This is a genomic window from Acetobacter tropicalis (assembly GCF_030644465.1).
GTDB classification, from domain to species: Bacteria; Pseudomonadota; Alphaproteobacteria; order Acetobacterales; family Acetobacteraceae; genus Acetobacter; species Acetobacter tropicalis.
Genome location: NZ_JAUYUW010000001.1, coordinates 3,289,717 through 3,312,681, shown reverse-complemented (window position 1 = coordinate 3,312,681; position 22,965 = coordinate 3,289,717). Strand labels below are relative to the sequence as shown.

The window sequence follows — 22,965 nt, the reverse complement described above, 5'->3', positions numbered from 1 at the left end:
GGCAGGAAAGGAGCAGAACCATGATAACCTTCCAGCTAGACGGACAGTCTTGCTCCACCCGCGCAGATATCAATCTGCTTCAGGCCTGTCTGGAAGCGGGGGCGAACCTTCCCTATTTCTGCTGGCACCCAGAATTAGGCTCCGTTGGCGCATGTCGCCAATGCGCTGTCAAACAATTCAGTGGCCCGGAGGACAAAACCGGCCGGATTGTCATGGCGTGCATGACTCCCGCTACCGAAGGCGCGTTGATTTCAATTGATGATGCGGAGGCAAAAGAGTTCCGTGAAGGGGTTATTGAATGGATGATGGTCAACCATCCGCATGATTGCCCCGTCTGCCCGGAAGGCGGGGAATGTCATTTGCAGGACATGACCGTCATGGCCGGACATAATACGCGCCGCTATCGTTTTACCAAACGCACCCATCGCAATCAGGACCTCGGACCTTTTATAAAACATGAGATGAACCGGTGCATTGCCTGTTATCGCTGCGTGCGTTTTTACAGGGATTACGCGGGTGGTGATGACCTTGCCGTGCTGGGAGCACATGACAACGTTTATTTCGGGCGGGCGGAAGATGGCACGCTCGAAAACGCCTTTAGTGGCAACCTTGTGGAACTCTGCCCCACAGGTGTTTTCACGGACAAGCCATTTTCTGAAACCTATACCCGCAAGTGGGACTTACGGGGCGCACCCTCCGTCTGCGTACATTGCGCAGTCGGTTGCAACACTTTTGTGAATGCGCGTGAAGAAAAAGTAAGGCGGCTACTCAACCGTTATAACGATGAGGTCAACCGCTATGTACTGTGTGACCGTGGACGATTTGGACACGGCTTTGTCAATGCAGCCTCTCGGCTCAACACACCTCTTTGCCTCTCTGATGAACAACCCACTCCCGTTCCCACACAGGCCGCCATGGCGCAATTCGCACGCATGGCAGCCTCCGGGCCCATTGCCGGTATTACCTCTTCCCGTGCGTCCCTCGAAACCTGCTTCAGCCTGCGCAGCCTCGTGGGTCCAGACCTTTTTTCAACAGGTCAGACACAGCAGGAACAAACCTGCACGGAATTAGCCTATGCGCTGTTGAGAGATCATCCGGGGGCCATTCCAACCTTGCATGAAATGGAAAGTGCAGATGCCGTCCTCATACTGGGCGAGGATGCCTCGACCACTGCGCCACGCCTTGCCTTGGCCGTGCGGCAATCAGGGCGTCAAAATGCCTTCCTTGCGGCTGATGCTGCCAAGGTGCCCCGCTGGATGGACGCGGCTGTCCGCACAATCGGGTCTGAGACACTCTCCTCTCTTTTTATTGTCAGTCCCGCCCCCACGGATCTGGATGGAATAGCCAGAGATGCCATTCGTGCCGTGCCAGATAATGCCGCACGCCTTGGTTTTGCCATTTGGCATGAACTTGATCCAACTGCCCCGACTGTTCCGGACCTAAAGGAGACAGAAGCCGAACAGGCAAATCGTATTGCCACCGTTCTTGCGGCAGCAAAAAAGCCTTTGGTGGTCTCGGGCATGCAGTATGGTTCGATTGCTCTCATGCAGGCTGCAGCTGGCATTGCCAGAGCCCTTACCCGGAACACCTCTGAGGCAGGTTTGTCTCTGGTGCTGCCTGACTGCAACAGTATGGGATTGGCCATGATGGGCGGCGCGCCCCTTGAAACCATCATGGCGCGAGCCAAAGCGGGCGCGATTGGGACTCTCATCATCATAGAAAATGATCTGACCCGCCGCCTTGATCCCCCAGAGATTGTCGACCTACTGGAAGCAGTGCCCAACATCGTTCTGATTGATCACACAGCCACGCCCCTCTGGCAAAACGCCAATCTGGTGCTTCCCGCCGCAACTTTCTCTGAAGATACCGGCACCCTGATCAGTCAGGAAGGACGAGCACAGCGGTTTTTCCCTGCGGTTTTTCCTCCGGCTCCCATTCAGGCGAGCTGGCGATGGGTACAAGACCTTGCTCGTGCTCTCCCTTCCAAGCAAGGCACTCCAGCCTCGCCGGCCTCTACAAATCTCTCGGAATGGAAAAATCTTGATGAGGTAATTGCTGATCTTGGCAAAGAACTCCCCGTCTTTGCCAAAATCATAAATGCCGCTCCAGATGCCAGCTATCGGCTGAATGGCCAGAAACTTCGGAGCCAGACTTATCGGGCCAGCGGACGCACCGTTATTCGCTCTTACATCAGTGTGCGGGACCAACCGCCCCCCACCAATCCAGACACTCCCTTCAGCAGTTCAATGGAAGGCGCTTACAGGACTGACATGCCTGCCGCCCTTGTGCCTCATCTTCATGCACCGGCATGGAATTCGGTTCAGGCACTCAATCGTTTCCAGCAGGGAATCGGCGGCCCTCTGCGGGGCGGAGAAGCTGGCATCCGCCTTTTTTCCAGTGCTACAGCAGAAGGGAAAGATAGAGTGCAACCGTCTTCTGCACCGGATATCCCGCCACCGTTCATACCGCAGCCTGATACCGTTCTTCTCCTTCCGGAAGCAAGGCTCTTCGGGGGTGAAGAACTCAGCATGTTCTCGCCGCCGGTTGCAGCCCGCGCTCCCCCTCCTGATTTGCGCCTCCCCACAAGCGCCGCACTACAACCACGCATGACCCTGCATTTGAAGGGATATGGGCCAGAAACTCTTCCTATGCGGCACCTTGCAGGATTGCCCGATGGCGTTGCGCTGTGCCCGCCACACATGGTTGCCGGAGCGTTCAGGTTCCCTCAGATAGTCCGCCTTACTCCAGACCCAGCAGAAGGAGAGGAAACATGAGCCACTTACCCCTTCTTGCCATTTTTCTGATCCCGGCGATTATCCTGGCATTGGCAACCTTGTTGACATGGGTAGAGCGGCGGCTGTTGGGCCTGTGGCAGGATCGGCACGGCCCAAACCGGGTTGGACCGGGCGGCCTGTTTCAAGCTGTGGCTGATGGGATCAAAATCCTTTTCAAGCAGGATTGGATACCTCCCTTTGCTGACAAAACGGTTTTCGTTCTGGCTCCCTCTATCGGCATGATGACCGTCCTGCTCTCTTTTGCAGCCATTCCTTTCACGCCCGTGAGCGGTATTGCTGGCAACCTGAACATTGGGCTGCTGTTTATTCTGGGCATGATGGGCCTTGGCGTTTACGCGGTAGTTCTCGCGGGGTGGGCCTCCAACAGCAAATATGCCTTGCTGGGCGGCATGAGAGCCGCCGCCCAGATGATCAGCTATGAAGTCTTTATGGGCCTCTCTCTTCTGGGAGTTGTGATGATTGCCGGTTCCTTCAACCTGCATGATATCGTCACGGCCCAAACGCACTGCTGGTTTATCCTTCCGCAATGTCTTGGATTTTTCATTTTTCTTCTTGCCGGTATTGCCGAAACACACCGTCTTCCATTTGATCTTCCTGAAGGAGAAAATGAACTGGGAGCCGGCTTTCATACCGAATATTCCGGCATGAAATTCGGCATGTTCTTCATTGCCGAATACGCTGGCATTATTCTTATTTCCTCTCTGGTCACCACTCTTTATCTAGGCGGCTGGCTGGGGCCTGTTCTGCCTGCGGTAGTCTGGTTTGTGCTCAAAACCAGTGCGGTTGTTATTTTTTTTATTCTTCTGAGAGCCGCTCTCCCTCGCCCTCGTTATGATCAATTGATGGCTCTGGGCTGGAAAATCCTGCTTCCGCTTTCTCTGCTTAATGTCACCGCCACCGGCACTGTTCTGATGCTTCGCGCAGCCGGATAGTACGCTCCATGGAAAGGCACGTGTCATGCTCAATACTGTTCGCACACTCTTCCTGACTTTCCTCCATGCCTTTCAGGCACGCGCAACTGTGCAATATCCTGAAGAGCAACCCTATTTACCCCCACGCTATCGGGGGCGCATTATTCTCTCGCGTGATCCGGATGGCATGGAACGCTGTGTTGCCTGCAATCTCTGCGCTATGGCCTGTCCTGTAGATTGCATCAGTTTGCAGAAAACAGAAGAAAATGGACGCTGGTATCCAGAATTTTTTCGTATCAATTTTTCACGCTGCATCTTCTGTGGCTTTTGTGAAGAAGCCTGCCCAACCTACGCCATTCAGCTCACACCAGATTTTGAAATGAGCGAATATGCACGCCCCAATCTTGTTTATGAAAAAGAAGATCTGCTGATCAACGGAACAGGGAAGTATCCAGATTACAGTTTTTACCATGTTGCGGGTATAAGCATTCCCGGCAAAGACCGAGGCAAGGCCGAGCGCGAACGCCCCCCTGTCGATCTTCACACCCTTCTGCCGTAACGCGCCATGAACACGCTGGCCCTCCTTTCCGGCAGCCTGACCCTCTTGGGGGCCATTATGGTCATAACCCGGCGGGTGGCAGTGCATGCCGTGTTGTATCTGGTGGTCACGTTGCTTGCGCTGGCGACAGTCTTTGCCCTTCTTGGCGCACCTTTTGCCGCAGTGCTTGAGGTGATCATCTATGCAGGGGCCATCATGGTTCTCTTCGTGTTTGTCATCATGATGCTCAATCTGGGACAACCGGATCGCGAACGGGAAAAAGAGTGGCTCCGGCCCCGTATCTGGGTTGGCCCAGCCCTGCTTTCCACCATTCTCTGCGCGGAACTGATCTACAGCCTCAGCACATTGCCCCAACAAACAGACAGCTTTTCCCCTCTTTCCGCACGAGACGTGGGGTTAAGCCTGTTCGGCCCATACGTGCTTATGGTGGAACTCGTCTCCTTTCTGCTTCTGGCTGGACTGGTCACGGCCTTTCATATTGGCAGACACCGCATGGAGAACCGTTGAAATGCCCCCCACCACCTTTAATGCTGTTCTGCTGCTGTCAAGCCTCCTGTTTACCATTGGCCTTACGGGAGTGCTGATAAGGCGCAATCTCCTATTCATGCTCATGGCACTTGATATCATGCTGAATGCGGCCGCTTTGCTGTTTGTTGCTGCAGGAGCGCATTGGCACGATGCAACCGGGCAAGTCATGTTTTTGATGATTTTGGCACTCGCTGCCGCAGAAACGGCTATCGGATTGGCCATTATCCTCGCTCTGCACGCCAGAGGCCGTCCTTCTCTTGATGCCGATACCGGCAACCTGCTGCGAGGATAAAACCATGTCCTACCTTCTTCCGCTGCTGGTTTTTCTCCCCCTGGCGTCAGCCCTCTTTCTCTTCACCACGGCGGGGAAGATTTCTGCACAGACCGTTGGATTTGTGGCAGCCAGCGCTATCGGGCTCTCCGCACTTTGCAGCATTGTGCTTGCAGGTGCTTTTCTCACTTCGGCTCCCTCAACTCCCCTTCAGATCACGCTTTGGGAGTGGATGCACACGCAAGAGTTTTCTGCTGATATTGCCTTTGCTCTTGACCCCATTTCTCTTCTGATGATCCTCGTTGTCACGATCGTCGGATTTCTGATCCATCTTTACGCTATACGCTATATGGAAGAAGAACCCGGCATAGCACGGTTTTTTGGCTGCATGACTCTGTTTGTCTCAGCCATGCTGGTTCTGGTGCTGTCTTCAGACCTGCTCTGTCTCTTCATTGGATGGGAAGGCGTTGGCATATGCTCCTACCTACTTATCGGCTTCTGGTACGAGAACCCGCGCAATACTGCCGCAGCCCGCAAGGCGTTCTACATGACACGTATCGGAGACGCCGCCATGCTGTGCGGTCTCCTTATTTTGGCGACATCAACAGGCTCGCTCCAGACACACACTGTTCTGACCGCTCTGGGCGCAGGTACTATCGCTCCGCAGGCTTTGACCGCCGCCGCATTATTTCTTCTGGTAGGAGCCTTGGCTAAATCTGCCCAAATTCCATTCCAGACCTGGCTGCCTGATGCCATGGCAGGCCCCACGCCTACCTCCGCCCTTATCCATGCGGCCACAATGGTAACAGCAGGTATCTATCTTATTGCCCGGCTACATTTGCTTTTTGCAGCGGTCCCCCTTGTCATGATGCTAACGGCCATTATTGGAGCTTTGACAATCCTGATGGCTGCCTGCACCGCGCTTGTACAAACAGATCTCAAACGTATCCTTGCCTGGTCTACCATCAGCCAGCTTGGCTATATGTTTCTCGCCCTCGGCACAGGGATCTGGCAGGCCGCCGTTTTCCATTTGATGACCCATGCCTTTTTTAAAGCGCTTCTGTTTCTTACAGCAGGTGCCATTATCTCACGCCTTCATCATGAGCAGGATATTTTCCGCATGGGAGGGCTATATCGTAGCATGCCCGGGCTTACCGCAGCGTTTCTGGCTGGGGCTGCCGCTCTGGCGGGGCTGCCTCTGGTTACATCCGGTTTTTACAGCAAGGAAATGATCCTCTCCAGCATCTGGAGCGCCCATTTTCCTCTCGCCCCTCTGTTCCTTCCACTTGCTCATATTCTGTGGGGTATGGCTCTTGCAGGTGCGTTTCTCACAGCACTGTATATTTCCCGTTGTGTTTTCATAGTGTTTTTCGGCCGTTCTCGTACAGCCGCATCCGGCTCGACCCCGCGTCTTATGGCTATTCCGCTTGCGTGCCTCTCCTTTCTTTCCCTATTTGGAGGAGTCATCGAAATGCCCGACACACTTGCCCCAATTCACGTTTTCACTCGGTTTCTTTCCTCCCCCTTTCCCCATGCAGAAGAACCAGTCTGGCTTCTTCTAACTGGCGGCTCAGTGCCCATTGCCGGCATTGTCATTGCGTGGATATTGTGGGGCCGCGCTACTCCCGTCATGCAGGAGATTCCCGGCCAGAGTACCATTATCCGCATGGCCAAAGAAGGCTGGGGCGCCGATGCCTTGTATGATTTTCTCTTCGTGCAGCCTTTCCTGTTTCTGGTCTGGCTTACCCGGCATGATATTCTGGACTACCTCATTCTCGGCATAGGCAGAATGACCCGCGCTATCAGCACTTTTTTTGAGACTGCCAGAACGCGCTCTCTCACCCTCTTTTCCGGAAAAACCATACTATTCTTACATGGAGGAGATGCTCTTCTGGCCAGGTTTCAAAACGGACGTGTTCGCTGGTATGCCGCATGGATTGTCGCAGGTCTCTGCGCGGCTCTGGTCTCGGGAGTTGTATCATGAGCCCGCTCCCGGCCCTTGTGCTTCTGCCCTTGCTAGGGGGCGCGGTTGCCTGGCTGGCTGACCGTTCAAGCACCACCGGCACCTCCTCTGCCAGAAAGATTTCCTGGCGCATTACCCTGATGGTGCTCACATTGGAAACAGTGCTTTTGCTCATTACCACCTTTGGGCAACACTCCTATCAGGGACCATGGCTGGATCATTTTTCTATCCCGTGGATACCCATCATGGGCATTTCGTTCCAACTGGATATGGACGGTCTATCCCTTTCCTTGCTGTGGCTCACTCTCATTCTCTCATTTCCTTGTGTTCTTCTGGCTACGCGCAAAATAGACACCAATGCTGGCGCTTTTCATTTTCTGTTTCTGGCGGCCCTTACCGGCATTACCGGGACTTTTCTCGCCACGGACCTTTTTTTATTCTTTTTCCTTTGGGAACTGATGCTGGTTCCCATGTTTGTTCTGATCTCCGCCTGGGGGCATGAAGACAGACACCGCGCCGCAATCCGCTTTTTTCTTTTCACTCAAGGCAGCGGGCTTCTCATGCTCCTGTCCATTCTCGGTCTTGTCATCACACATTATCGGCAAACTGGCGTACTTACCTTTGATTACTTCACGCTTGCCCACACCCACCTTTCCTCTTTTCTTTCCATGGTGCTCATGCTGGGGTTCTTTATCGCTTTTGCGGTGAAGCTTCCCGTTGTGCCGGTGCATGTCTGGTTGCCCGCCGCCCATACGCAAGCACCTACGGCAGCAAGTGTGCTCCTTGCAGGCCTTATGCTCAAAACTGGTGGCTACGGCATGATCCGCTTCAATCTCATGCTGTTTCCAGAAACCGCACTCCGCTTTGCTCCGGTCGCCATGGGGCTTGGTGTTGCAGGCATTCTTTATGGGGCGTGGTTGTCCTGCGCTCAAAATGATGTCAAACGCCTGATCGCCTATAGCAGTATCAGCCATATGGGTTTTGTTATGCTCGGTATTTTTACCGGGTCAAATACGGGGCTTCAGGGCGCTATTGTGCAGATGCTCGCGCATGGCCTGAGCACAGGCGCGCTCTTCCTCATCGCCGGGGCCATTCAGGACCGTCTCCATACACGCGATATGGCACAAATTGGCGGCCTCTGGGCCTCCTGGCCACGCCTTTCAAGCGCAGGACTATTTTTTGCTGTGGCATCGCTCGGCATGCCTGGTTTTGGAAACTTCACCGGTGAGTTTCTGGTGCTGCTGGCAACATGGCATGTCAACTCCATTGTTGCCGCACTCACAACAACCGGCCTGGTGCTTGCTGCCATTTATTCCCTACGGATGGTAAACCGTATCTTTCTAGCCCCTACCAGAACCCCACCACTGCACGCCACAGATTTCTCCATAGGGCAGATGTCCGTGCTGGGTGTGCTTATGTTCCTTCTTGTCCTGCTGGGCGTGCATCCCCAACCTGTCATGACCTTGTCTTTGCCATCTCCTCTTTCCACCATAGCGCCATCTAGTGGAGGAGATTACGGACAATGATCGCTCATGACCTGTTCCTTCCCTTGCCTCTTCCTATCCTGTCTCTTGGCACCATGCTTCTTCTAGGCAGTATCGCGTGGCGCCGCTCTCTTACGCGCAGTCTGGCAATTGGCTTTTTCACTCTCGTTCTTGCTCTTGGTAGCCTCAATTATCATCTGGGCTCCCCACAGGTGGAAGGGGCATCGCTCTTCGTTCAGGATCGCTGGGCAAACTATACGGCTCTTCTGATCCTGCTTTCCTCACTCTGCATTCTTCTCATGTCATGGCGTGATTTACATCACGACAAAACACACCCAATGGATGAATATCCTCTCCTGCTTGTTCTCGGCACACTGGGGGCCATCACTATGGTCTTCAGCACAAATTACCTCCCCTTTTTTCTGGGGGTGGAAATACAGGCCCTCTCCCTCATGGGGCTTGTCGCTTCCCGGCCCTACTACTTTGCACAGGCCACTGAAGCATCCATGAAATATCTTATTCTTTCTGGTGTGTCTTCTGCCATTCTTCTTTTTGGTATTGGCTTGGCCTACGCCACAACAGGCTCCCTGTATTTCAGCCCTCCCCCTGCCAGCCCTGATAATACCATACCCGCTATTGCCACCATCATGATCCTTGTTGGAGTTTTTTTTAAACTCTCTGCTGTTCCTTTCCATATGTGGCTGCCGGATGTAATGGAAGGCTCCCCTCCCCCAGTTGCGGCTTTCATGGCCGTTGTTTCAAAAATAGCTATTTTCTCGTCACTCGTCCGCTATTTCGGAACAGAAGAAACGCCAGTATATCTACACGGCATCTTGTTCACCGTCATCATTCTGACCATTCTGGGCGGCAATATACTGGCGTTGCGTCAGACCAATCTCATTCGCCTTCTGGCCTATTCCTCAATCGCCCATGTCGGTTATCTACTGATTGCTTTTTTCTCCCCAGGTCAGCTCAGATCAGAAGCCATCACCCTTTATCTGGCAGCCTATGCCGCCAGCACATTAGGAATTTTTGCCATCATTTGCGCATTTTCTTGGGCCGAGAACTCTAATGGCAGCCACATTCCAGAATGGAAAGGACTGTTTTACACACGCCCTTTTCTCGCCACAACCTTATCCCTGATGCTTCTTTCACTTGCAGGCATTCCTCCTGGAATCGGTTTTTTTGCAAAATTTGAAGTTGCTGCAACAGGGGTGGAACGTCAGCAAACGCTTCTGCTGGCCACCCTTGTAGTCGGAAGCATTATTGGCCTTTACTATTATCTGTATGTTATCCGCACTCTTATGGGAGCACAGAACACACCCTCTTTGCCCGCTAAAGAAGGCCACTCCCCGGAACTGACAACCCTTATTGTCGTTTTAACTCTTATAGTGGTTGTAGGTGGAATTTTCCCTGCACGAATGATCCCCCAAGTTTTGCCTTCACCCACATCCCCTCAAAACGGGTTGATAAACGATCCGGTTCACGAGCCGGAAAATTCTTAAACGCCTGATATAAAAATAAGGCTTACTATATCTAAGACAAAACAATCTGGAGCCACAAAAAATACAGAAGGAATAGGCCGATGTCTTATCATGTTTTTCATATTCTGGCACAAAAGGGAAATGTGGTCCTTACCGTCAAGGAAAATGATCCTGTCCTCTCCATTGCCAATTTACTGATCCGCCATAATATTGGTGGCGCTCCCGTTGTTGATACAAATGGTGCTCTGGTCGGGATGATCTCTGAACGAACCATTGTGTCGGCACTTTCCCAACATGGGCCGAGCATTTTTTCCCTGACAGCAAAAGAGATTATGTTGACAGAGATACCAATAGCGTCTCCTGATGACAGTATATTTGATATCGCCTGCCGGATGACATGGTCACGCAGCCGCCACGTGCCCGTTGAAGAAGAGGGTAAACTCGTCGGGTTGATCAGTATCGGTGATATCGTAAAACTGCGCGCCGAAAACGCAGAGCAGGAAGTGCAGGAACTTCAGGACTACGTTACTGGTAGTAACCACGCTGCAGTTAACCCACGCAACACTATGATCCCTTCCGCTTGCGAAACACCGACTGAAAGGCTTAGTAAACACAAAAACTGAACCACAAAACCTGTTGAACAGAAAAGCGCACTCTGATCCCAAAATTAAACGTGTAACACCCTTAATAAAACCCCTTGGTTCTTGTTATAGAGATACAAAAGACCGAACATTCATTAAATCCATTGTATTTTCTAATCTTATTTTTCTTATTCAAGATAAAATTCTATTGGAACTGTCAGTGTAATAGGGTCTCCTTCCACACTATCAGGAGGGATGGGAAGCGGCTCTGCCCGATGTACGAGCGCGACTGCTTCCTGATCCAGAAGAGAATGACCTGAACTATTTTTGATCTGCGCCGATAATACATGCCCTTTCCTGTCCATGGCAAAATGGAGCATAGGAACACCTTCCTGATGTTCCGCCATCGCTACTGCCGGATAACGCTTGTATTTCTCCAATCTGGCCAGCAGGTCACTTTGCCATGTAGCCGGGCTTTGAGACGCATGTAAAGAAGACGCACCTGCTGCCGGAGCAGCCTGAGCCGGTGCGGGCAGCGCTTCCGTAGACGGGGGAGCCGTAGTCTGCTCTGCGGGTGGTGTCCTGTCCGGTACCGGCTTTTTCTGGTGCGTCGCGGGCTTGTGCGTTTTTACAACCTTTCGCTGCTTTTCAGATTTGGGTACGGGTACAGGCGGGGTCGGCGCAGGAGACAGTGGCGCAGCTATCTTTGGCGGCTCTTCCGGGGCCGTATCCGGTTCAGAGAGGGTCTGTTTCGGGCCCGGCGGCACATCCGTTGGTAGAGATGGCGCAGAAGCAGGCACTGGCGCCAGATCAATGGCAATCGCCGCTGGCGGAGGTTCGGGCACCAGCACCGCAACTGGTGGCAACCGCGTAATCCATGCCACCGCCCCCCCCGAAACCATCAGAACTGCCAGAAACGATACCCCCCAACGAAAAACTTCCTCCCGTTGGCTGCGGCGCGCCTGGGCGCACTCCCACTCCATAAAGGACACCGGCAAAAGGGATATTTCCCCCTTCCCTGCCGCAACTTCCTTATTCATTGACTACTCCCGGATGGAGGCGCCGCCCCCTCCTCCTGCCCTTGCAAATTGACAAGAGCGACCTTGAGGTATCCGGCAGTGCGTAGCTTATCCATCACGCCCATCAACGTTGCATAATCTACCGTCTTGTCCGCACGCAGAAAAATACGTTCATCCTTGTTTCCTTTTGTCGCAGCCTCCAGTGCTCCGGTAAGGGCCTCGGCTTGTATGTCTTCCTCACCAAGAGCCAGCCCATGATCGGCCTTGACTGTCAAAAATACAGGATCATCCGGCCGGGGTGTGGGTTTTTCAGTAGAAGACGGAAGATCAACTGGCACATTGACCGTTGTCAGGGGGGCGGTGACCATGAAGATCACCAGCAGAACCAGCATCACATCAATAAACGGTGTGACATTGATCTCGTTTACTTCATGAGGGGTCTCATCAGTATGCCGAATGCGGATCATGCACCGTCACTCCCCAACCATGCGGCTGACATCCAGACGCACCACCTGCCCGGTCTCCCCTTGTGCCTGCATCCGGCCCAGATCCCGCGAGACCAGCCGCATGACCAGTGATGTGAGATCTGCCACCTGTGCCCGGCATGCGGCAGACTGCCGGGCCAGATGATTATAAATGACAACTGCCGGGATGGCCGCAACAAGCCCCAACGCCGTTGCCAGCAAAGCCTCGGCAATACCGGGTGCCACCACCGCAAGGCTGGTCGCCTTACTGGCGGCAATGCCGGTAAAGGAAGTCATAATCCCCCACACCGTACCGAACAGACCGATAAAAGGCGATGTTGCACCAATAGTGGCCAGTAAACCCGTGCCCCGCATCAAACGGCGGCCTTCAGCAGCTTCCAGACGTTCAAGGTGCAGAACAATTCGCTCCTTCAAACCATCACGATCCTCAGGAATATCTTGCGAGCGCACCCGCTCTGTCTCCGCAGCCATCACAAGCGTATGCGCAATCCCTGCACCACGCGTGTGCTCCTCCCCCAGATCCAACGTTCCAGCTTCTTCCAGCGCACGCTCCGCCTTGCCCAGCTTTGACCGCAGCCGTACCAGCTCAACCGATTTGGCAATAAAAACAGTCCAGGTAAGTACGGACGCCAAAGCCAGAAGAATCATGACACACCGAACAACTGGCCCGGCATTCAGAAACATGTCCCATGGAGAAAATGAAACATTGGTCAAAGATGAAGACGGTGATATTGCCATGAGAAAACAAGCACTTTCGCAAATATAGGAAAATACGATGACATAGAGGGATTACGGGATGCAGGTTTTAGAACCTACACGCCAAGACAGCCCTGTTGCTCACGCACAGAGAAAGTTCCAAACAGCAGATAACAAACACTTTCCAAAGACGCAAGTGCGAATCACTATCATTATTACCATGCATGAGATGCTCATCCCAAGCAGCAAGATAGATAAGACTTTCCTTCAAGAAATTTCGCACGCAATATCACTATAACCTATTGAAAAATTTGATATTTATAGAAGTCGCGTTTGAAGCACTCTTCTCCGAAGCAATTTTTCCTGTGGCGGCAAAAACACACTGCTCCCCGCGGCTTTGTTCCCCATTGATAATCGTTTGCTTTTCTTTATGCGAATGATTATTAAAAACATAACTGACAGTTATTCAGTGAAAGATGAACCTGCGGCCCCGATCAGCGAGAAGACAATCATAAGAGTTGATCCCAAAAACAGGAAAATAGAGAGAAATAAACATAGATTTTGCGTCAAAAACGTCCAGTTACATAAAATACTGTAGGAAAACACATCAGTATGCCCTTTTTATTATCGCATTCAGATAAAACCTCATGCGATTTTAAGGACCAATACCATGTCGCCGCGTCTCTTGCGTATACTGACACCTTCCCCACGATATCCTTTATCAACCCAAAAACCGGCATTTCCCTTCATGACCCCTGTTTTTTCTTGTAGAAACTGCCATGAAGCCCTCCTTGCATAACACTCCGACAGACAACACACTCCCCCCTCCGGAAGTGACCGCTCCGACAGCGTCCGACAAGACGCCTCTGTGTGAGGTCAGTGTGCAACTCCTCTTGGCGCAGATCCATGTTAATAATGGTCGCCTGACGGATGCATTTAATATGTTTGAAGTAGCGGCGCGGTCAGCTGATCCTCGTGCACTAAACATGCTTGGCCGCGCTTACGAAAGAGGCTGGGGTGTTACACGCAATCCATCAACCGCCGCCACCTATTTTTCCCATGCTGCCTCATTAGGGGATGCGTGGGCTATGTTTAACCTTGCTGATCTTTACATGGCGGGTGACGGTGTTCCCCTCGACATCCCAAAAGCTTATGACTTGTATCTATCGGCCGCGCAAAATGGTGTCACCAAAGCCTTCACTATGCTTGGGCTTATTATAGAAGATGGTGCCATCCCCAATGCTGAACCGGACGCTGCCCTAAAATTGTTTGAGGCTGCAGCAAATGCTGGAGATTGCTGGGGCTATTTGAACATGGCACGGCATCACCTTTCCTCCAATAACATTGATCCTGCATTACACTGCTTTTCTCGTGCGTTGGATCTTGGGTTTCATGATGTCTTCCTCGCAACAGAACGTCTTCTTGCAAACAGGAAAGAACCTCGTTTTCAGAACGTTGTTGATAGAGCAAGACACTACTTGAAACGTCCATCAGCAGAAAGATAACCCTCTGTCTTCGTTATTTCTGGAATGCTCCTGCGACCATGCCCCTAAAAATCTTGAACCCCGCCAGGATGTGCTTGATCCTATATTGTTCTGGACAGTCGCCTCCCCCCCTATGGCAAACCCGAAACTCAGGATATCTTACCTCGTAAAGGCATTCCTGGCTTCCAGAACATATTTGATGGCAACCAACACGCTCCAGTCAGCCTTGGACCTGCGGTAAAAATCTTCAGGTCAACTTCAGGATGCTGCCGCACATAGGTGCACGACACACTTCTCTAACCCACACAGAAAAATAGCATGCTTGTTCATATCCCCAATCTACTCACCCCCGAAGAAGTCTCTTATTGCCTCACCACATTGGAGCAATCACAATGGATTGATGGAAAGGTGACGGCAGGAGACCAGTCAGCCAAGGCAAAATTCAACCTTCAAGTTCCGCAGGAAAGCGCCGAAAGCCGGGAACTGGGCGATCTGGTTTTACGCGCATTAGGACGTAATCCGCTTTTCAATAGCGCGGCTTTGCCCTTACGGGTTTTTCCTCCCCTTTTTAATCGATATGATGAAGGAATGCGTTTTCACACGCATGTAGATAATGCCATCCGCCCCCTGCCCGGAACCGGCTTCCGCATCCGCACAGATGTCTCCTCCACGTTATTTTTAAGTGATCCTGCTGACTATGATGGTGGAGAACTGATTATTCAGGATACCTTCGGCACCCAGAAAATCCGCCTCCCCGCAGGAGATATGGTGCTCTACCCGTCCACCAGCCTGCATAGCGTAAGTCAGGTAACACGCGGCAGCCGCTGGGCTTCCTTCTTCTGGTCCCAATCCATGGTTCCAGACAACACGCAGCGCACGCTCCTCTATCAGTTTGACATGTCGATCATAGAAACCCGCAAACATCTGCCAGATGATCATCCTGCCGTCCTTGGTTTGACAGCCACATATCATAATCTTCTCCGGCAATGGGCAGAACTCTGAACTCCTGTTTGAAGCACCATTTGGTGTTCAAACAGGTCAACAGTACATTACCAAATCTGGAAAATTCCAGACAAACCATTTGACCTGGTTACAAGAGAAATCCGCCAAGGGGTTTTCGGTGGCATAGACAGGAAATGAAGGCTGCCAGAGCACCCACAACAAACAACAGTGGCCTCTGCTGTTACCTCCCTGCTTAACAAATCACGATCACACAACCCTCTAACAATTCTGTGTTCTTAAGGGACAGCAGGGGGCGGTCGATAGGAACATTTCCTTTTCAACCTTGCCCCTTCAATTCGCAGAAAAGCGCATCAGTTCCTTTCAGCCATCAAAAATCTTTCCCTATATGTGGCATCTTCCGCATGCCAGACGAACACACCCCCTCACCCATTCGATCAAAATCAACAGTTCATAACTGTTTCGGGAAGAGAGGGAGCTATTTGGTTTAAGGCGCACGACGCCTCATATTCCGACATAATTATGCATTATTTTTTGTGGAACTAATTTTCTATGTGTTTTTATGTTTGACTCATTAACATTCGTTGTTAATATAAATTATATACTATTTATTATAGTTGTTTATGGGATTCTGCTGTGCTGCCGTTGTTGCATTTACCTTCTTTGGCGTCTTGCCACACCGCCCGTCGAGCGCCGTCTTTGCTACCACGCGTGATGCCCTGCCCTCACCACCATCCATAAGACACACTTCTTTCAGCGTGAGCCAAAGTCATGAAACAACTGCACGTAAATCTGTTTGAAATGGCTTGCGTGAGCCACATTGTGCATGGCATGTGGCGCGCGCCCGGCAATAACCGCCATCGCTATGGTGAAATGGACTACTGGCTAGAAACAGCTAAATTGGCTGAACGCGGGCTGTTTGATGCCGTGTTTCTGGCTGATGTGGTCGGCACGTATGACAGATTTGGTGAAAGCAATGATGCGGCCCTACGGGGAGGGGTGCAGATCCCTAATCTTGACCCCCTCATGCTTGTTCCCGCCATGGCGGCTGTTACCAAAAATCTTGGCTTTGGCGTAACATTCTCCACCACCTATGAACCTCCCTTTGCCTTTGCACGGCGTATGGGAACCCTTGATTTGCTGACAAAGGGCCGAGTGGGTTGGAATGTCGTCACGTCCTATTTGAAAAGTGCAGCCCAGAATTTTGGTCTGGACGATGAAATCCCGCACGATAACCGTTATGCCATTGCCGATGAATACATGGATGTCCTCTACAAACTGTGGGAAGGCAGTTGGGATGAAGACGCAGTCCTGAAAGATGCCACCACCGGGGTTTATACAAACCCGGCCTCCGTCCGGTCCATTCATCATACAGGCCAGCATTTCCGCGTTGCGGGGCCTCATCTGGTTGAGCCTTCCCGTCAGAGAACCCCTGTTCTTTTCCAGGCAACAGGTTCACCCGCAGGATTGGAATTTGCGGCACGTCATGCAGAAGTCGTATTTATTGGGGGCCGCACAACCGAGGAAGTGCGACATAACATCGCCACCACACGCCAACGTGCCGTTGCCCATGGCCGCCAACCTGATGATATCCGCTTCATCGTGATGGCAGGCATTATTGTGGATGAAACCGATGCGCTGGCAGCCAGAAAACTGGAGCATTACCGCAACTACTATAGCGTAGAAGGCGCTCTGGTTCATGCGCAGGCCGAAATTGATTTACGCCACTATGATGTCAATGAACGGATTGGTGATGTACTTCTCCGTGAGGGGCTCAGCTTTGGGAATATGGGGCGCCGCTTCCGTCCGGAGCAAACAATTGGCAGCGCGCTCAAACAGATTGCCTCTTTTGATGAAGGCCGTTTTTTTGTTGCCGGCTCCCCGGACACCGTAGCCAACCAGATTGAAAACTGGCTGGACGTAGATGGTATTGATGGCATCAACCTCCGCCAATACCACTCTTTTGATACCGCACAGGATTTCATCTCCCTCGTCGTGCCGGAACTGCAAAAAAGAGGCCGTTACCGTACAGCCTACACGCAGGACGAGACCCTGCGCGAACGTCTCTTTGAAGCGGGCAGAGCCAGACTCCCAACGCAACATTTTGGCAGCCGCTACCGTAACCCGGATAATCTGAAAGCGCCTGCAGCTCCCCTCTTTTCTTCTTTGCCCTTTTCTAAGGCGTCCTGATATGTCTTTTTCTATTCCCGATAAAATCAACGTTCTATGGTTTCTACCTACCCATGGAGATAGTCGGTATCTGGGCACCCAGAAGGGAGGACGCCCGGTCGATCTCCCTTATCTGCAACAGGTCGCCAAAGCCGCTGATACCCTCGGCTATTACGGCGTTTTGATTCCAACCGGCCGGAGTTGCGAAGATAGTTGGGTGGTGGCTTCCGCTCTCGCCCCCATCACGGAACGGTTGCGCTACCTTATTGCCGTGCGCCCGGGCCTGCTTTCCCCTACCCTTGCTGCGAGAATGACAGCCACCCTTGACCGTTTTTCAGCAGGTCGTCTTCTGATCAACATTGTGACCGGTGGGGACCCTGCTGAAAACGCAGGTGACGGTTTTTTTGCAGATCATGCAACACGCTATGAAATCACAGATGAGTTTCTCGACATCTACCGCGCACTACTGCGCGGAGAACACGTCAATTATATCGGTAAACATTTCAAAATAGAGGATGGCCACATCCTGTTCCCCTCTTTTCAGAGAAATGGGCCGCCTCTCTATTTTGGTGGTTCCTCTGAAGCCGGAGCACACGTTGCCGCCAAACATATTGATAAATATCTGACATGGGGTGAGCCTCCAGCGTTAGTCTCTGAAAAAATAGCCAAAGTGCGTAAGTTGGCAGAAAAGCAGGGCCGAGACATATCTTTTGGCATTCGCCTTCACGTTATTGTTCGGGAAACCGAACGTGAAGCATGGCAGGAAGCAGACCGCCTGATCAGCCATCTGAGTGATGAGACAATCTCCAAGGCACAGAAGGTTTTTGCCCGCATGGATTCCGTGGGTCAAGCGCGCATGAGCGCTCTCCATGGAGGCAAGCGGGACAAACTTGAAATCAGTCCCAATCTGTGGGCGGGCGTCGGTCTCGTGCGTGGCGGAGCAGGTACTGCCCTTGTAGGAGACCCTGCTACCGTTGCCGAACGCATTGATGAGTATCGTCGGCTGGGTATAGATAGTTTCATATTCTCCGGCTATCCCCATCTGGAAGAAGCCTACCAGTTTGGCGAACTGGTCCTTCCGCTTCTACCAACAGCACACCCCATCAGGGCAACTTCCAACCTGAGCAACATGGGTCCTTTTGGTGAAACCATTGCCGGAGATCACCGGCCCGGCTCTCACGCAGCCTGACCATGAGTACGCAGCCTACCAAGATTATAGCCATTATCGGCGGCGGCTTCAGTGGCGCAGCGCTGGCGTGGCATCTGCTCCAGAAACCGCATGCACCGCTTAAGGTTCTGGTGTTTGAGCCTCGCCCAACACTTGGCAGTGGCGTTGCCTATAGCGCCACGGACCCCAACCACCGGATCAATGTGCCTGCCAGCCGCATGAGTATTGATACGGCTCACCCTCTTGATTTTCTTGAATGGTTGGAAAAAACGGGGAAAAGTCAGCACGATCCTGATGCTCGGCAACCTGATGGCCACCTTTATCCTGCCCGTAAGGTCTTTGGTCAGTATGTAGCCGCCAGATTGGCTCCCCTTCTGGAAGCTCAACACCTCAGGCATATCCCCAGCGTGGTTACAGCCGCCCGTAAAACACCCAAGGGGAAATGGGGGCTGACAACTCAGGCCGGAGATATATTTGAGGCTGATATTGTCGTTATTGCTACAAGCCATCCTTCTCCTCGCCCCCCTACAGAACTTGCGGCACTCGAGCGCACTCTTTCTGCCGCTACACACCCGGTTCTGGTAACTGACCCGTGGAAGCCTGACGCCTTCCGCACAATCAAACCCGCAGACAGGGTATTGATTATCGGAACAGGCCTAAGCATGGCGGATACTGTAGCCACCTTAATAGCTCGAAAACACAAAGCGCCTCTTCTAGCTATCTCCCGGCGCGGGCAGCGGTCAAAAAGCCATAGTCGCACCCCGACCACAGCCATCGGAGATTTTCTATCCCCTCCTGCGTCGCTCACCAAAACACTGTTGCAGAAAGTGCGCGCAGCAATTGCCGCGCATCCCGATATTCCCTGGCAGGCGTTTCTTGATCGTGTACGCGAACAGGCCCCTGAAATCTGGAGCGCGCTTAACCACACCGAGCGGCAGCGGCTTATTCGTCATTTACGCCCCTTTTGGGATACGCATCGCTTCCGCATTTCGCCGCCAACAGAAAATTTTGTAGATGCTGCCATTAACAGTGGTCAACTCCGCATTCAGGCGGCGCGCCTGATAAAAGTTGAAATAAAAGGCAAGCACTTTTCCATCACCCTGCAACACCGTAATGGCCATGTGGAACATCTGAAAGTCGAGGCCATCATTACAACAACTGGCCCCGCCCATAACAGCATTTTAAACTCACAACCCGTTTTAAAATCTCTTGCTGCTGATGGTCATATCGAAATGGACTCATCCGGCCTGGGGTTACACGTAACTACGGATGGTCATGCTCAGGTCGGCCCAAACAAGGATTCGTCTCTGTTTATTGCAGGCCCCTTGGCACGCGGACGATTTGGCGAACTGATGGGTCTGCCAGAAGTAACCGCATACGCTGAAAAACTGGCCAGAACCATTTCTACTCAGGCAGACCGAAGCGTGCTCGAAGACGCAGCTTCTCTCTCCTGATTTTATCGCTCTTTTTTTCTGTCTACGGGAAATCCGATGAACCAGTCTCTTGATCCTGCACTCCTTGAGCCACATCACACTCTCTCCTCTCAATCTTTCCGGGATGGCATGGCCCTCTTACCAGGTGCAGTGACGATTGTGACGACCGATGGAACGGCAGGACAATATGGATTTACCGCGTCTGCCGTGTGCAGTGTATCTGACGCTCCTCCAACATTGTTAGTTTGCGTCAACAAAAACACAGGTGCACACGATCCCATTCTAAAAAATGGTGTTCTTGCGGTTAATGTTTTGACCCATGCTCAACATCCTCTTTCCAATATTTTCAGCAGCCGTTCAAAACCACAGGAAACCCGCTTCGCGCAAGCAGGCTGGTCAGCACATGCCACAGGCGCTCCTCTTTTAGAAAATGCGCTGGTCGGTTTTGATTGTCGCATTGCAAATGTTGTGGATGCAGGCTCTCACTCAGTTGTTTTTGCCCATATTCTTCATGTTGAATCATCAGATGCACAACATCCGGGCCTGATCTGGTTCCGGCGCAATTATGCACACACCCATATTCCAGAATAAAACAGGACAATCAGCATGCTTCATATTTCTTTTCTTTCTGCTCTTACGCAAATTTTTACGCAGGAGATGTGTTGATGCGGCCAGTTTCTTTCTCCCCGCACATCTTATATTCCCTTGCTGACAGAAAGTATCTCCATGCTCAGGCTTTCTTTCTCACCTCTTAAAAATCATCTTTATGTCAATAGACGACTGCGTCCCAACCACGCAGTTCTGGCGTATGCGTTTCTGAGCATTCTTCCATCCTCAGCACACGCGGCTGAAGCCGGCCTTCCTCCTGTTGATCCCTCGAAACAGGGGCATCAAACGCAGCCAACTCATGCCGGCAAAGCGAGCAGCCCTACTCGGGCAACAGCCAAAGAAGAGATTTCTGTTTCAACACGGCGCCGCTCTGATGCTCAAATTGCTGAGTCTCATCTCCGCAGCATTCCTGGCGCTGCAACAGTTATTGATGCCCAACAGGTTTTAAAAGGGCGTAACCTGACCAACGCTGACGCACTAGCGTTTCAGCCCGGTGTTTTTGCGCAGGCTTCTGGTGGAGGAGATGGGCTGCGTATTTCTGTTCGAGGTTCAGGCATCCAGACAGGCGTAAACTATTTCCGTTCTGGTATGCTTATGATGTTTGACGGCCTGCCCGTTACCACCCCAGCCGGAACACCTTATGAGCTTTTTGAAAGCCTGGGCTTGCAGTATACGGAAGTGCTTCGCGGCGCAAACTCCTTTGATTATGGAGGCCTGCAACTCGGCGGTGCAATCAATTATGTTACTCAGACAGGTTATAACTCTCAAAAATATCAAGCACGCGCAGAAGCAGGCAGCTTTGGTTACGTTAAAGAACAGTTGAGTTCCGGGCAGGTTCTTGGAAAATTTGACTATTACATCAGCCTGACCAATTCTTATCGGGGCGGCTATCAACATAATACAGAAGCAACCAGCTTTGGCGTGAATGCCAATTTTGGTTATAAGTTTAATGATCGTGTGTCCACTCGTCTGTTCTTCCGTTACCGCCAGACCCGCAATGGCTGGGCCGGATTTTTAACACGAGATCAGATCCTCAAAAATCCTAAGCAAGCGCAGCAACCTTATCAGGAATGGGGCTCTGATCGTATTCAGCCCGGCACCAAATATTACGCGGATATGACCACCATTAAAATTGACGATAAATCCAAAATTGAGCTTGGATTTAACTACCAAGATGCTCCTATTGATATCCAGTACGCTCGCTTTTCGCAGGTATGGGGTTATAAAACCGTCGCCGGTGTTCTCAATTATGATCGGCATGATATTCTGGGCGGCCATAAAAGCGATACCCGCTTCGGCATTCTCACCTATACTGATCTGGAAGCCTGGCAGACAAACCGAGTGCGTGTGCAGTCGGGAAATTTCGCTGGATACCCCATTGGCACATCGCTAAGGCACGTAACGTATGGCGGAACAGAAAATTATTTCCATCTTCGCAATAATACAGAACTGTTTCATAATTTCTGGCTGACAACAGCAGGCGCTCTTGCCTTCATCCAGAAATCTTCGGATGTTCCCTCTCCCGGCCCAAGCAATCCTTTTAACACGTCTTCCATCAATTTCATTCCGCGCGCTGGTTTCCGTTACCAGCCTGACAAGCATGTCGAAATTTACGGAAATGTCAGCCGTAGCCTTCAGCCACCTAATGATTGGAACTACAACTATGCAGGTTCTTATTACCCGAGCACATCCCCGCAAGCGGGTATGAACGCAACAGCAGGAAAACTCCGTAACCAGACAGCCACCACGTTTGAAATTGGTACCACAGGCCATTACGCAGGCAACCAGTGGGCCTTAACCTATTACCATTCCTCTGTGCATAATGAATTGCTGGCTGTCATGACGCCTGAATCCGCCGCACAGGGCACATCCATTTACGGCAACGCTTCCCCTACAGAACATCAGGGCGTGGAATTTTCTCTCGATACCACACTCTACAAATGGAGGAAAAACCGTCTTTCCCTCCGCAATGCCTACACATGGCAGGATTTTCATTACAAGCATGATTCCGTCTTCGGAAAAAATCGACTCCCCGGTATTCCGGAACATTTCTACCAGGGCGGCATCAATCTGGATCTCGCCAACGGGTTTTATGCCGGATTTGATGCGCAGGTCTCCTCCAAGGTCGGCGCTGCGTATGACATGACGTATTTTGCACCCTCTTATCATATCTTTAATGCCCACCTTGGTTATTCCTGGCCGAACAAGCACAGGACTGTTTTCCTGAACTTTAATAATCTGGCCAATACCCATTACGCCTCCATTGTCGTACCCGGATATATTGCTGGCGGGTCACAGCTTTCCGTCATGCAACCTGGTGATGGGTTTGGTGTGTTTGGCGGCATTTCTCTCGGCTTTAACTGAAC

The 22,965-nt window shown here is 51.8% G+C and carries 19 protein-coding genes; 16 read left to right on the top strand and 3 right to left on the bottom strand.

The window, feature by feature from the left end; all coding sequences use genetic code 11:
* Positions 1-20: 20 nt before the first annotated feature.
* The 9 genes from nuoG to QWU00_RS14915 all read left to right on the top strand — a co-directional run bounded on the left by nuoG (position 21) and on the right by QWU00_RS14915 (position 10,618).
* Positions 21-2,774, top strand: coding sequence for an NADH-quinone oxidoreductase subunit NuoG (gene nuoG / locus QWU00_RS14955; RefSeq protein WP_035382192.1), 2,754 nt, complete (start codon positions 21-23; stop codon positions 2,772-2,774).
* On the top strand, positions 2,771-3,727 hold the full coding sequence (nuoH, locus tag QWU00_RS14950) for an NADH-quinone oxidoreductase subunit NuoH (RefSeq protein WP_035382193.1): 957 nt from the start codon (positions 2,771-2,773) through the stop codon (positions 3,725-3,727). The genes nuoG and nuoH overlap by 4 nt, the downstream gene beginning before the upstream one ends.
* Before the next feature lie 25 nt (positions 3,728-3,752).
* Positions 3,753-4,265, top strand: coding sequence for an NADH-quinone oxidoreductase subunit NuoI (gene nuoI, locus QWU00_RS14945; protein WP_035382194.1), 513 nt, complete (start codon positions 3,753-3,755; stop codon positions 4,263-4,265).
* Positions 4,266-4,271: 6 nt separating this feature from the next.
* Positions 4,272-4,772: an NADH-quinone oxidoreductase subunit J gene (gene nuoJ / locus QWU00_RS14940; protein WP_035382195.1), complete on the top strand. Its 501-nt coding sequence runs from the start codon at positions 4,272-4,274 to the stop codon at positions 4,770-4,772.
* A 1-nt stretch (position 4,773) separates the two neighbouring features.
* A complete protein-coding gene (gene nuoK, locus QWU00_RS14935; RefSeq protein WP_035382196.1) occupies positions 4,774-5,085 on the top strand; it encodes an NADH-quinone oxidoreductase subunit NuoK in 312 nt (103 codons plus the stop codon).
* A 4-nt stretch (positions 5,086-5,089) separates the two neighbouring features.
* Positions 5,090-7,048, top strand: coding sequence for an NADH-quinone oxidoreductase subunit L (gene nuoL / locus QWU00_RS14930; protein WP_035382197.1), 1,959 nt, complete (start codon positions 5,090-5,092; stop codon positions 7,046-7,048).
* The gene (locus tag QWU00_RS14925) at positions 7,045-8,553 is read left to right on the top strand and encodes a complex I subunit 4 family protein (protein ID WP_035382198.1); all 1,509 of its coding nucleotides are present in this window, start codon (positions 7,045-7,047) and stop codon (positions 8,551-8,553) included. Before nuoL ends, QWU00_RS14925 begins: the two co-directional genes overlap by 4 nt.
* Entirely contained in the window at positions 8,550-10,016 is a 1,467-nt protein-coding gene (locus QWU00_RS14920; protein ID WP_035382199.1) for an NADH-quinone oxidoreductase subunit N, read from the top strand. The genes QWU00_RS14925 and QWU00_RS14920 overlap by 4 nt, the downstream gene beginning before the upstream one ends.
* Before the next feature lie 80 nt (positions 10,017-10,096).
* Positions 10,097-10,618: a CBS domain-containing protein gene (locus QWU00_RS14915; protein WP_052051534.1), complete on the top strand. Its 522-nt coding sequence runs from the start codon at positions 10,097-10,099 to the stop codon at positions 10,616-10,618.
* A 146-nt stretch (positions 10,619-10,764) separates the two neighbouring features.
* On the opposite strand, the gene QWU00_RS14910 is transcribed toward QWU00_RS14915, so the two are convergent.
* Genes QWU00_RS14910 through exbB form a run of 3 tightly spaced genes read right to left on the bottom strand, consistent with a single transcriptional unit; the run spans position 10,765 to position 12,818 of the window.
* On the bottom strand, positions 10,765-11,616 hold the full coding sequence (locus QWU00_RS14910) for an energy transducer TonB (RefSeq protein WP_052051535.1): 852 nt from the start codon (positions 11,614-11,616) through the stop codon (positions 10,765-10,767).
* On the bottom strand, positions 11,613-12,062 hold the full coding sequence (gene exbD, locus QWU00_RS14905) for a TonB system transport protein ExbD (RefSeq protein ID WP_035382200.1): 450 nt from the start codon (positions 12,060-12,062) through the stop codon (positions 11,613-11,615). Before exbD ends, QWU00_RS14910 begins: the two co-directional genes overlap by 4 nt.
* 6 nt (positions 12,063-12,068) lie before the next feature.
* On the bottom strand, positions 12,069-12,818 hold the full coding sequence (gene exbB / locus QWU00_RS14900) for a tonB-system energizer ExbB (protein WP_035382201.1): 750 nt from the start codon (positions 12,816-12,818) through the stop codon (positions 12,069-12,071).
* Between the two features lie 851 nt (positions 12,819-13,669).
* Here exbB and QWU00_RS14895 point away from each other — a divergent pair.
* The 7 genes from QWU00_RS14895 to QWU00_RS14865 all read left to right on the top strand — a co-directional run bounded on the left by QWU00_RS14895 (position 13,670) and on the right by QWU00_RS14865 (position 22,963).
* The gene (locus QWU00_RS14895) at positions 13,670-14,281 is read left to right on the top strand and encodes a tetratricopeptide repeat protein (RefSeq protein WP_231551896.1); all 612 of its coding nucleotides are present in this window, start codon (positions 13,670-13,672) and stop codon (positions 14,279-14,281) included.
* 297 nt (positions 14,282-14,578) lie between these two features.
* Complete coding sequence (locus QWU00_RS14890) at positions 14,579-15,262, top strand: Fe2+-dependent dioxygenase (RefSeq protein WP_035382203.1); 684 nt, start codon at positions 14,579-14,581, stop codon at positions 15,260-15,262.
* A 729-nt stretch (positions 15,263-15,991) separates the two neighbouring features.
* A complete protein-coding gene (locus QWU00_RS14885; RefSeq protein WP_035382204.1) occupies positions 15,992-17,410 on the top strand; it encodes an LLM class flavin-dependent oxidoreductase in 1,419 nt (472 codons plus the stop codon).
* Position 17,411: 1 nt separating this feature from the next.
* Positions 17,412-18,578: an FMNH2-dependent alkanesulfonate monooxygenase gene (gene ssuD, locus QWU00_RS14880; RefSeq protein ID WP_035382205.1), complete on the top strand. Its 1,167-nt coding sequence runs from the start codon at positions 17,412-17,414 to the stop codon at positions 18,576-18,578.
* Positions 18,579-18,580: 2 nt separating this feature from the next.
* The gene (locus tag QWU00_RS14875; RefSeq protein WP_035382206.1) at positions 18,581-20,011 is read left to right on the top strand and encodes an FAD/NAD(P)-binding protein; all 1,431 of its coding nucleotides are present in this window, start codon (positions 18,581-18,583) and stop codon (positions 20,009-20,011) included.
* 36 nt (positions 20,012-20,047) lie between these two features.
* The gene (locus QWU00_RS14870) at positions 20,048-20,581 is read left to right on the top strand and encodes a flavin reductase (RefSeq protein ID WP_045543672.1); all 534 of its coding nucleotides are present in this window, start codon (positions 20,048-20,050) and stop codon (positions 20,579-20,581) included.
* 135 nt (positions 20,582-20,716) lie between these two features.
* Complete coding sequence (locus QWU00_RS14865; protein ID WP_035382207.1) at positions 20,717-22,963, top strand: TonB-dependent receptor family protein; 2,247 nt, start codon at positions 20,717-20,719, stop codon at positions 22,961-22,963.
* The last annotated feature ends 2 nt before the right edge of the window (positions 22,964-22,965 follow it).